General features: G+C 37.6%; 7 protein-coding genes. 6 read left to right on the top strand and 1 reads right to left on the bottom strand.

Annotated features, from left to right (window positions below):
- Positions 1-22: 22 nt before the first annotated feature.
- The gene (gene bcsE, locus I6E78_RS05305) at positions 23-1,639 is read right to left on the bottom strand and encodes a cellulose biosynthesis protein BcsE (protein ID WP_197182115.1); all 1,617 of its coding nucleotides are present in this window, start codon (positions 1,637-1,639) and stop codon (positions 23-25) included.
- A gap of 118 nt (positions 1,640-1,757) precedes the next feature.
- On the opposite strand from bcsE, the gene bcsR reads away from it, so the two are divergent.
- Genes bcsR through I6E78_RS05275 form a run of 6 tightly spaced genes read left to right on the top strand, consistent with a single transcriptional unit; the run spans position 1,758 to position 12,521 of the window.
- Positions 1,758-1,943: a BcsR/BcsP family cellulose biosynthesis protein gene (gene bcsR, locus I6E78_RS05300; protein WP_011328817.1), complete on the top strand. Its 186-nt coding sequence runs from the start codon at positions 1,758-1,760 to the stop codon at positions 1,941-1,943.
- Positions 1,944-1,960: 17 nt separating this feature from the next.
- On the top strand, positions 1,961-2,674 hold the full coding sequence (bcsQ, locus tag I6E78_RS05295; protein WP_197182114.1) for a cellulose biosynthesis protein BcsQ: 714 nt from the start codon (positions 1,961-1,963) through the stop codon (positions 2,672-2,674).
- Positions 2,675-2,676: 2 nt separating this feature from the next.
- Positions 2,677-5,340 (top strand): UDP-forming cellulose synthase catalytic subunit, encoded by a 2,664-nt coding sequence (bcsA, locus tag I6E78_RS05290; protein ID WP_197182113.1) that lies wholly within the window; start codon positions 2,677-2,679, stop codon positions 5,338-5,340.
- On the top strand, positions 5,333-7,582 hold the full coding sequence (gene bcsB / locus I6E78_RS05285) for a cellulose biosynthesis cyclic di-GMP-binding regulatory protein BcsB (RefSeq protein ID WP_089368601.1): 2,250 nt from the start codon (positions 5,333-5,335) through the stop codon (positions 7,580-7,582). Before bcsA ends, bcsB begins: the two co-directional genes overlap by 8 nt.
- Positions 7,582-8,712, top strand: coding sequence for a cellulose synthase complex periplasmic endoglucanase BcsZ (gene bcsZ / locus I6E78_RS05280; protein ID WP_197182112.1), 1,131 nt, complete (start codon positions 7,582-7,584; stop codon positions 8,710-8,712). The genes bcsB and bcsZ overlap by 1 nt, the downstream gene beginning before the upstream one ends.
- On the top strand, positions 8,703-12,521 hold the full coding sequence (locus I6E78_RS05275) for a cellulose biosynthesis protein BcsC (protein WP_197182111.1): 3,819 nt from the start codon (positions 8,703-8,705) through the stop codon (positions 12,519-12,521). The genes bcsZ and I6E78_RS05275 overlap by 10 nt, the downstream gene beginning before the upstream one ends.
- Positions 12,522-12,531: the final 10 nt, after the last annotated feature.

Below are 12,531 nucleotides of genomic sequence, written 5' to 3'. Positions count from 1 at the left end.
TAAATTGATTCATACTCATAATTTATATCCTTAGTTTCATTATAATAGGCGTTGCATCTGCGCGCTCTGTAATAACAAGTTCGGGGCTGTCTATATCAATAGCTGAATTATTAATAAAACTTGGGGCAAACTCATAACTGTTGTTTTCAGTTAATTGTTTAGAGTAATCAATTACATTTTTGTCTTTATAATAACGCCTAAGTTGCTTACATTCTTGTTGAATATAAAAATGCTCCGACATCAAATTTTGCTGTACAAAAAAGTCACTAATTTCTAATTTAAATAAATGTTTAATCGCATTATCTACATCATTTTCTCTACACGCGTGTAAATATAAATAAATTGTATTTTCAGCAACACTTAACACATCCCCTTCGCGCTTTATGTGAAATAAATGCAGCGGATGTATAGGGTCTATTCTTGGTAATAGCTCTAATTTGACTAACACACCACTCACTCCTAAATTAACCGCGGAGTTGCTGTGTATTTCAACCTGGCGAGTAAATTCTATAAAAGGTAAATACCCCTTCGAAAAAGTATTTTCTGTGTACTGCAGTACATGCTCAACAGAAGGCGGTAAGGGTCTGGAGAATTGAAAACCTTGAATTGACTGAATTTGCGATAATAATCGTGACGGCTCAGAAAAACTATATAAAATAAGGTTTACTCCAAGAGTTAAAAATAAACACTCATCTTGATGACGAATAATACCATCAACATTTTGAATTACTAACTTTAGCCAACGACCACAGTGTTTTCTTAATTCAAAACAATGTGTTGCTAGTTGTTTTAGATCAGTATATCGGGTTACCGAAAAAACAAGCGTAGCAGCTTCTATTCTGGGACCTTTTTTATATAGGTCTTTATTATCATCCACAATGCGATAATGTGCTGGCAACTTAGTCCCCTCAGGAACTGCATTTTGTACAAGCCACACATCGTCTTCATCAAAAAAGTTCTTACTACCGGGCTTTTCTACTTCGTTACCTATAGCTTGCTTTGCTATTAATTTATTGTGTTTAAAAACCAACTGATATTGCTCGTTAGCTAATATACCTGTGCTATGGCGCCAGTAATCATAGTCGATGGTACGTATTGCAGCATCATTATCAATAAAAACACTGCCATCGAATAATTTATTTAAACGCCTGATTAAAAAGCGATACTTAACAACTTCAGGGCCAGACACTAATAATAACAAAGTTGCATTAGTGCGCTTAGTAAACTTCGTAAAGTACTCCATCAGCTGTTCAACTTCTGGCTCTTTTATAGACTCTAATTGCATCGTACTTAAATGAATAAACACTAAGGATTCGGTTATTTCTGAGTAAATACTTAGTTCACTGAGCATTTTTTTTACTAACTCTTTAATACCAAAATCTTTATTTTGTGCGCTAAATGAAAATGAATGCACCTGGTTATTTTCATAAGCTGTAATTAAATTAGTTGAGGAAGGAAGCTCAAAAAAAGATTCAATCTGCGCAGATGCAATAAATATATTGCCTGCGCAACCTTCGTTAACTATTTGTAACGAAAATTCGATAACTATATTGTCTTGAGGCGCTAAAACAGCATAGCTTGAGGCCGTTTGTAGCTCTTTGGCAAAAGGCTCTAATCCCGATATATTAAGCTGATGCAATTAAAAACCCTTATTTTAAAATACTTTTTCACTAGTTTTAAGCGCTATTCTATATATAATAGCTAAATAAAGTCCACTTTAAAAAATAAAGTCTATTAACAAAGCAGTATAACTATCAATGAGAAGTTTAGCTTTTAAAGAGTCAAAAACGTTAACATCAAATGACATTAAAAACTTATCGCATCGTTTTGGCGGCCAAAGTGACGATTATGTCGAAATCGTTAATCAACAACAAAATATAAAAACAATAAATAAGTATCCTTTATTAAAGGAAATAGACAGTGCAGTTAATGCCACAAAATAAATAGGTAGCTTAATAAAGTGCAAAGAGTTTTTATAAAAGGGATAAAAGGCGGTACAGGAGGCACATCTATTGTAGCCAACCTCGCATGCGCACTTAAAAAATCAGATGTTGATGTTATTGCTATCGACTTAGACGCAAAAAGTGATTTAAGCTTACATTTTGGTTTACCTTGGACACAAACTCTTGGTTGGAGTAACGCTGAAACATTTAATGATGCGCTATCAATGTTTCAACAAGATAGTAATGGCATTATATTTCTGCCCTTTGGCGATAATTCAGCCACAACAAATGATGTTATAGATACAGTAAATAGCTGCCAGCAATTAGACCTTGCTCCTGGCACATGGATGCTATACGACTGCCCTTCACATATAGATATTACGCATTACAGTTTAAATCACGATGATATTTTTGTTGAGTTAGTAAACTGTGATGCAACTTGCCACAGCTTAATTCACAAGCGCTTAGTAACACTTAAGGAGTCTAATATTGACTGGAAACATTATTTTTTAGTCAATAAATACAATTCAGCTTCATTACTTGAGTTTGATTTATTTGCCTTGTGGCAAACAACACTGCCGCGAATAGCGCCATTTTTTATTAATCATGATGAAGTTGTTAAAGAGTCGACCGCTTATCGCAATGTTGCATTTAATTGCGCCCCCTATAGTGTGGCGAATGACGACTTTGAAACACTTGCTGGCTGGTTGGTCAGCAAGGCAGCGTTATAGTTATGAGTACCTTAAATAGACGCCCATTAGATCGTACTTTATATTTACTTTTGCGCCTTTTATTTACAGAAAAGCTAGCTCGCTTCGTGATGTTTAAATTTCATTGTTATTTTAATCAACACAAAATGAATGTAGTAGAAGCGTTTTCATTTCCTTTTATAACGCTTATTAGCTCGTTATTTATAAAGTTTAACCCTCATAAATTAACTACTCATAACTTTTTGCGTACATATTACCCACACTTAAAATTACCTTATCGCAGCTCTATTTACTCAAATAGCCTGCGCTTTGTATTACAAAGTTTATTTTTATTGTTTTTTAAATATGAGCCTAAAAATAGCGCTGTAAAAGAGCCTATTACTCATTATTTTTACTCATCAGTAAACTATATATTTAGACAACTACGCTGGATTGACTTAAAGCTAGGAAAGTTACTAAAAAGTTTATTATCTAAAAGCACTAAAAAAACAAAAAAAAGTGCTTTTAAAACAATGGCAGATGCGAGTGTCTGGCAAAATAAGCTTATAAAATATATCGCTATTACATTTATATTATTTTTAATGGCTATTTTTATCACTATTCCGTTTAGCTTAGAGGCTCAAGCTGTATTTATTAGTTTTATTTTATTGGTAGCCTATTCACTAAGGCGAGTGAAAGGACAAATGGCGACTATTATCATGATCACATTATCAGTCACTACCTCCTCGCGCTATTTATGGTGGCGGTACACTGAAACACTAAATTGGGATGATCCTCTCGCTTTATTCCTAGGTTTGGGCTTATTGCTTGCTGAAACCTATGCTTGGCTAGTACTAATTCTTGGTTTTTTCCAAACTATTAACCCGCTTGAGCGTAAACCTATTGCCATGCCTAAAAATACCGACCTGTGGCCAACCGTAGACGTTTATATTCCAACCTATAATGAACCTCTGAGCGTAGTGAAACCCACTACACTCGCGGCGATGAGCATTGATTGGCCCGCAGATAAGCTTAATGTATACATATTAGATGATGGCAAACGCCCTGAGTTTGCTCAATTTGCTGAACAAGTTGGCGTAGGCTATTTAACTCGCCCTGATAATAATCATGCCAAAGCGGGTAATATGAATAGTGCGATGCGCTATACAGATGGCGAATACATTGCTATTTTTGATTGCGACCACGTTCCTGCTCGATCATTTCTACAAATGACCATGGGGCAGTTTTTAAAAGATAGTAAGGTATGCTTAGTGCAAACCCCGCATCACTTTTTTTCAGCCGATCCCTTTGAAAGAAATTTAAATAACCACAGTCAAGTCCCTAACGAAAACATGCTGTTTTATGGCCTAATTCAAGATGGAAATGATATGTGGGACGCGACCTTCTTTTGTGGCTCGTGTGCGGTATTAAAACGCCAAGCACTTGATGATATAGGCGGCTTTGCGTTTGAAACCGTAACTGAAGACGCGCACACCGCACTAAGAATGCAGCGCGCAGGTTATAAAACAGCTTATATTAATATTCCACAAGCCGCGGGATTAGCCACCGACAGTTTATCGGCTCATATTGGCCAACGAATTCGTTGGGCGCGTGGTATGGCGCAAATATTTCGTCTTGATAACCCGCTATTAGGCAAAGGGTTAAACCTGCCACAACGACTGTGCTATATAAATGCCATGCTACACTTTTTATCTGGGGTTCCTCGCATTGTATTTTTAACCGCTCCTTTAGCACTCATCTATTTCAACGCTTATATTATCTATGCACCATTTTTAGCCATATTTATTTATGTTGTACCCACACTCATTCAAGTAAAAGCGACTAACTCACGTATTCAAGGTAAATACAGGTACTCATTTTGGGGTGAAGTTTACGAAACAGTACTGGCTTGGTATATATTAAAACCCACCACAGTTGCTTTATTTAACCCAAATAAAGGTAAGTTTAATGTAACTGAAAAAGGGGGACTTAATAATAAAGAGCATTATGATTGGGGGATTTCTAAACCCTATATGGTATTACTCGCGATTAACTTATTAGGCATTATTGTGGGTACTTTAAGAGCCTTTTTTGGTGAGCCAAATCAAATTGGAGTGCTAATTATTAGTATGGCATGGGCCACCTATAATATTATTATTTTAGGTGCTGCCGTCGCGGTAGCAGCTGAAGCTCGTCAAGTAAGAAACTCACACCGCGTAAAAGCAAACTTTCCGGCGGGTATTCGTTTAGCGAATGGACATACTTTAAAAGTTAAAATTACCGACTACTCTGATAACGGAGTAGGTATTGAAACCGAGCATGCGCATTTATGCAGGGTTAACGATAAAATAGAGCTATTAATGAGCAGAGGTAATAAGCAGTTTTCGTTTACTACCTATGTAACTAATACTCGGGAGAAGCAATTTGGTCTTACACTCAAAGATCTCAGTATAGAAAAGCAACTGGCGTTTATTCAGTGTACTTTTTCAAGAGCTGATGCTTGGTTAGATTGGCAAAACAATTTTAAACATGATCGCCCATCTTATAGCTTTAAAGAAGTTAAAAAAACAAGTTTACGAGGGTTTACTAATATATTGTTTCACGCACCAAGACAACTCCAACCTATTATTAAGTTTATGACTAATTTAGTTATTTACGTAAATTCATTCATTCCCAAAAAACCGATAGTGCAGAATAATTATGATTAAAAAGTTGCTTAATACACTCACCCTACTTCTGTTTACTAGTACGGCGTGGCACGTTATTGCTATCGAACCTATGCCAAATAAATCACTTTTTGCAAATGGTTACCCCGAAAGTGCAGCCGTATCGGGCTTAAAACTTGATTTTAATGCTTTAGGTTTTACTAACTATAAACTAGATGGAGTAAACAATAATTCTCGCGTCGATTTTACCAACAGTATAGATAAACTAAGCAAAAACTTAATGCTTAATTTTTCTTATACTAACTCGCCATCATTGCTTGCTAATGTTTCACACTTAAAAGTATATTTTAATGAAAACTTAGTCACAGTATTACCTGTTAATAAACAGCTTAGTACCGTTGAAAACTTAATTACGCATAACATTCAACTCAATTCAAAATACATACAAGACTTTAATCAAATTCGTTTTGAGTTAGTGGGCTATTACGACTTGACCTGTCATGATTACCATAATCGCTCTATTTGGGTTGAAATAAGTAAATCAAGCAATATTACTCTTGATCAGACTGAGCTGGCTATTGATAGTCGTTTAGAGTATTTACCTGAACCCTTTTTTGATAGTAAAGATTTTAGTAAATTAAACCTGCCATTTATATTTGCTACAACGCCAAACAAAGAAGCCATTGAAGCTGCCGCCACTTTATCTAGCTGGTTTGGTGCACAAGCCGATTGGCGCGGAGCACAATTTCCGTTATTAAAAAATAAAGCACCTAATGAACATAGCGTGGTGTTTATCACTAACGACTCTAAGCCTGATTTTTTACGTGACTACCCTGATGTTGATAAACCAACAATTGAAATTATTTCTAACCCACTCCATCGCTATAAAAAAATGTTACTTATAGTGGGCAAAGACACTGCTGATTTAAAAACTGCAGTAACGGGTTTAGCATTTGGTCATAAACTGATGACTGGTCGCACCGCTAGTATAGAGGCTATTAATCAGCTCCCGCTAAGAGAAGCATATGATGCTCCTCGCTGGTTAAGAGGCGATCGCCCCGTACATTTTGATGAGTTAATTGACTACCCAAAACAATTACAAGCTCAGGGCTTAAATAATGGCCCGGTAAAATTAAACGTACGCCTTGCACCCGATTTATTTACTTGGCGCGAAAAAGGCATCCCAATTACGCTGCAATATAGAAATACGCCTGAGAGCAGCATGCTTGACTCACGCCTAAACATGCTAATTAATCAAGAGTTTATTAGTGGTTTTTTACTCAGTAAAAATGATTCATTACTAAGTAAAACCAAAACAATTATGCCTTTAATTGGTAATACAGATACCACAAAAAACGCAGAAGATTTTTCCTTAAATGGGATTAACTTAGCAATTAGAAATGAGCTTAACTTTGACTTTCGCTTTGGTGTACTTAAAAAGGGAGAATGCTCTGTTGTACCTGCAGGAGGGGAGTATGGCGTAATAGATGGTAATTCAAATATTGATGTTAGTGGGTTTCATCATTACATTGCCCTACCCGATTTAAATGTATTTGCTAATAGCGGTTTCCCATTTACTAAATATGCCGACTTACATCAAACCTTGGTTATTTTAGATGATAATCCAACACCTGAAGCAATCACTTTACTACTCAATTTAACCGGTCGCTTTGGTGCTATCACAGGCTACCCTGGACACCGTTTAGAAATACAATCAGTCAGTGACGATAATAGTAATTATGATGACAAAGATATTATGATTATTACCGCCGCAAATACAGCGGTGAGTGACATTGATGAGAACGCGCCCACCAGTAAGCTTTTAAAAAATAACCACAGAATTATAAAGCAAGCTTTTTATAATGGCGCCTATGATGCTGATACAACAGAAGATGTACAGGTAAGCTTAGTTAGTAGCGGAGACTTAGCCGTTATTGCAGGGTTTCAATCGCCATTTGACTCTGAGCGCTCAATCGTGTCGTTAACCGCCAGTACTAATAAAGCGTACACACTACTAGATACTGCATTTAACGAGTCGCAATGGTTATCGCAAATTAAAGGCAGCGCTGCCGTTATTACTAGCCAAGGCGTAAGCTCTGTTAAGGCAGATGATACGTATTTTGTGGGGTATGTACCTGTGTATACTTTAATTTGGTTTCATTTATCTGATCATCCATTTTGGCTAGCTTTTTTATCTATTTTAACCCTGTTACTTATTTCATTTATAATTTGGCGCTTACTACAGGCCCTTACCTACAAACGTTTAGCTGAAGGAGATAAATAATGAAATTATTTATAACTAAAGCATTTATTATGCTGATTTTATTTACTCCTTTAAGCCACGCACAACAATGTGCGCCTTGGCAGCAATGGCAAACGTTTAAAACACACTTTATGAGTGATGATGGCCGAATAATCGACTTAGGCAGCGAGCAAAATATTACCACTTCTGAAGGGCAATCCTATGCGCTATTTTTTGCGCTAATTGCCAATGATAAAACCGCTTTTGATAAAGTATTAAACTGGACTGAAGAGCATTTAGCCGAAGGCGATTTAAGTACTCGCCTACCTGCATGGCTATGGGGAGTTAATAAAAACAACGTAGGTAATATTCTTGACTCAAACCCAGCATCTGACTCTGATTTATGGATTGCTTATAGCTTATCGCAAGCAGCTATACTTTGGGATGACCGCCGTTACCGTATTTTAGCAGCTGTGCTCGCACAGCGTATAATGCGCGAAGAAACAGCGTATATTAAAGGACTTGGTTTATCTTTATTACCCGCACCTAGCGGCTTTGAGTTTGATAACAAGCGCTATAAATTAAATCCAAGCTATTCGCCGCTGTTTATTTATCAGCAATTTAGCAAACTTTATCCTCATTCACCATGGCAAGAGCTGCATGACGGTTCTGCCAACCTAATTCTTGAAACAAGTAAGCAAGGTGTTAGCCCTGATTGGATTATGTTTGATACTAACAAGGGCTTTTACTTTGATAAAAAAGTAACCGACTTGGGAAGCTATAATGCAATTAGAGTCTATTTGTGGGCAAGTATGATGGCAGAGGATGCACCTTACAAAAAGCAATTAGTCGCACAGTTTGCTCCTTTCATTAAAACGATAAATAAGCGTGGTTATGTGCCTTTAAATACCTATGCACAAACGGGGAACTCAGATAAAAGAGGACCTGTTGGCTTTAATGCCGCATTACTGCCTTTACTAGCAACAGCAAATAATGACAATGACGCTGTAACAATGTCGATTCAACAAAAGTTAATGGTTGATAAATCATTTAGCAAATCGCGTTATTACGATAGTGTATTAAATTTATTTGGTAGCAGTACCTTAGATAAACGCTTTGCAATTTTAGCAGACGGGACGCTGCAACCTAACTGGAGCGATGAATGTCGTTAAGGTTTAGCTTAGTTTATGCCTTAGTAGCGTGCTCAACGTTAAGTGCTAAAACAGTCGAGGATATAGACACTCAGTCTGTCGCATGGCTATTAAAGCAGATAAATATTGGCAAAGGGCAAGAAAATAAAAAGCTCGTTGAAGATAGCTTACGTAAGCTCGTTGCTATAGCCCCACTGCGCATTGAAACCCAATGTGCTTTAGCACGTAATTACTTTGCTACCGGCGCAACTAATGAAGCAACCTTATTACTAAACCAGCTTGATAATGGCGCAGCAAAACAACACCCATGTATTGAGCAACTTCGAGTTATTGCCCGTATTGAAACAACCGACAAACCATTAGTACAACAAGCAAAATTACTAGCAAGAGCTGGACAATATGTTCAAGCTCGGCAAATTTATAACACCCTTTTTGATACAGCCTACCCCGAGCTTAGTTATGAGCTTGAACATTTAAACTGGTATGCACAAGACAGTGCCCAATGGCAGCAGGTTAATAAAGGCTATTTGCGCTTAATAGAGCAATACCCTGATGTAGCCCTAATCGAAATAGCTTATGCGACGCACCTGTTTAAACGCTCTGCGCTCGATAAACATGCGACTGATGTTTTTAGTAAATATGGCGTAACTGGACGTTTTAGCAACCAAATTGAGGATGCTTGGCTAAGAACATTGGCATTTATGCCTATTGAGAGTAGTACTGAGCAACAGTATCAGCGTTACTTTCTTGTGTATCCCTTTAGCAGTAAAGGGGAATTACAATATCAAGATTTCAAAAAGAAGTTTAGCGCTCGTCAAGCCTTGCTAGGTGATCCTGCTTATCAACTTTGGCAAAAAGGTGATGAACTACTTGAAAACAATAAGTTAAATGCCGCTGAACCTCTTTTATTACGAGCGTTAAAAGGCCGCCCAGCTGATTCTCAAGTTATGCGTAGTTTAGGTGTGCTCTACTTACGCTCAGGTGAGCATCAAAAAGCAGATAACTACTTTACTCGCGCATTAAAATACACCTCAGAGTTTAATGAGCGTGAAATACTCAAAGGCTTAGCCAAAACTGCCAATTTTTGGCTGTATATTCGCCAGACTAAAGAAGCCATAAATAACGCAGAGTTCAGAACGGCAGCACTCAAACTAAATTTAGCAGCTGCATTACAAGAAAACCCTAACACCATTTTATTTTATAAGGGCGAGCTTTTATTTGCTCAAGGGCAGTACTCTCAAGCTGCTACTTTTTATCAAAGTGTTTTAAAAAATGAACCGCTTAACTCAAGTGCATTATTAAGCTTACTTAAAATAGCCGAACTTGAGCAAAGTGAAAAAGCGTTAAATGCTTTTTATAATAACCTTAGTTCTTTGCAAAAACAGCAAGTAAAGTCAGCTTACGCGGCCGCTGTTAGCAAGCAACTAAGAGAAAAAGCGACTCGATTTTATGATGCTGGCGAATTAAACACCGCTAGAAAAACCTTAGAATATGCCATTGAGTTAACTCCTCAACAACCCTGGTTATACTATGATCTTGCTTTAATTTATCAGCAACAAGGTTTAACTCAGCAAGCCCGATCTTTATTTAACAATGTGTTATGGCAATTTCCACTTAACTCTTCACTGCGTTATAGCCATGCACTTTTTCTGCGCTCTATAGATGACTATAAAGGTGCACAAGCGACGTTAAAGTATATTCCGGTTAAAGATAGAGATGCCGATATTTTAGTGCTCGAACAACAGTTACATATTAATGAGTCGCTTAATCAAAGCGAGCAACTCTTAAATACTAACAATAAAACAGTCGCGGTTTACCATTTAAGTAGTTTAGAAGCGCAAGATTTAACACCTTTAATGCAAGCAAAACTAGCAAGTAGTTGGTATAAAATTGCAGAGCAACAATACGCACTTAACTCACTTAATAAAGCTTTAACAAGCGCGCCAACTCTCGCCCCATATTGGCATATGCTTTATGGTGAATGGCTTTTAGAGCAAGGCATTGAAGAGAAAACGCATAACTGGTTTACAAGTTACACATTGCCAGAGAGCGCAACTGAAAACGAAATCGCTCAATATGTGCAATTACATAATAATTATATAAATCAATATTACAGCGGTAGCGATTTAATCGCTAAGCTAAACCAGCTTGATCAAAAATATAAAAATACGTCGGCAATAACTACCGCTCTTATAAATGCTAACTTAGCACTTGAGCAACGTGAAGCGGCAATTATTTTATATCAGCAAAAAATACAAAGTAAACAAACTCTTGAGCCCCAAGCTTTAATGGCTATTGCCACCGCTTATAGAGAGCTTGGCGATGACTATCAGGCAAAGCAGGTTACGCAACAGGCTATAAATCAAAGTTCATCTCAAGAGGGGTACTTACAACGACAAATAATGGCATCCCTTAATGAGTTTAACTACGCGGGTGATGCGCTGTATCTTGCGAAGCAATTAGTTGATAAATCGCCAAACGATCAAGAACTTCGGTACTTAGGAGCTCAAGTTGCCGATAAGTTTAACAATGTCGAGCAAGCAAATACCTGGTATCAGCAAACACTGTCGCCTAACCAAGCTCTCAATGATGAACAGCTATACAGCAGCCTAGCGCGTATTAACGATACTGACCCTTGGTATATTAATGGTGCAAAACGTGAATTAATAAATCAACAAAATAAAAACCAAGCTTATATTGCCATCGGGGTTAACTTTAGTGGTCAAACAAGTACCCAAAGCGAAGCAACGCTGGGAGCTAGCTTAATGCCTATGGAAGCTTATTTTCCGCTTTGGCAAGGCCATGGATTTATTAAAGTCGACCCTACAACTATAAGCGCACAAACAACACGATTTGATGAGCAATTTGCAGGTAGCCGCTATGGACAAGGTGCATTGTGTATTTTTACCTGTTCATTAGATGAAGTAAGCCCTGAGGAAAGTGGCGTTGATATTGGTATAGGTTGGCAAAATGAAAACTGGCGTGTTGATATTGGTACTACCCCACTTGGTTTTTTAATTGAAGACATAGTGTGGGGCATAAACTACGCAGACGATTTTGGCGACTTTGGATACAGCCTCGAATTTGAAAAACGCCCTGTTACCAGCTCGGTACTCTCCTATGCTGGTTTAACCGATATATACTCAGGTAAAGTTTGGGGTGGCGTGCGCTCAACTGGCCTAACCGCCAATTTATCGCACGACTTGGGTGGTAATTGGGGGTTTTGGTCAAGTGCCGACTTTCAATTATATAAAGGTCAAAACGTAAAAGACAATCAACGCTATCGGCTAATGGGTGGCAGTTACTATCGCGTTATTAGTAACCAAGAGCGTGAATTTACAGCAGGTGTCAGTTTATTGCATTGGTCTTATAAGTTTAATTTAAGCGAAGAAACCTATGGTCATGGTGGATATTACAGCCCGCAAAACTATATAGGTATTTCATTACCATTAAGTTATGACGCACGTTGGGGAGATGATTTTGTTTATCGAATTAAAACCGGTATTTCTTACTCACAAACTAAATCGAACGCGATTGACTTTTTTCCAAACGATCCCGACTTACAAGCCCAAGCATTCGTAAGCCAGCTTGAAACAGGCGTCGTTCCTGCTTTTAAGGGTGATACTAGCGCCGGTGTTTCGTATAACTTAGAAGGCAGTTTTGAGTACCGAGTAACCCCGCATTGGTTTTTTGGAGGCTACTTAGCAATTGACCGCTCTGACTTTTATGAACCTAACTTTGGACAACTTTATGTACGTTACTATTTCAATCCTGTTTACGGCACATTAGCATTCCCAGGCAAACCTATAATACCTTATGCTGACTTTTAACAAGGTTTAT

This window comes from Pseudoalteromonas sp. NZS127 (assembly GCF_015864805.1).
GTDB lineage: Bacteria > Pseudomonadota > Gammaproteobacteria > Enterobacterales > Alteromonadaceae > Pseudoalteromonas > Pseudoalteromonas nigrifaciens.
The sequence above is the reverse complement of the archived record's forward strand: the minus strand, read 5'-3'. Positions and strand labels throughout refer to the sequence as shown.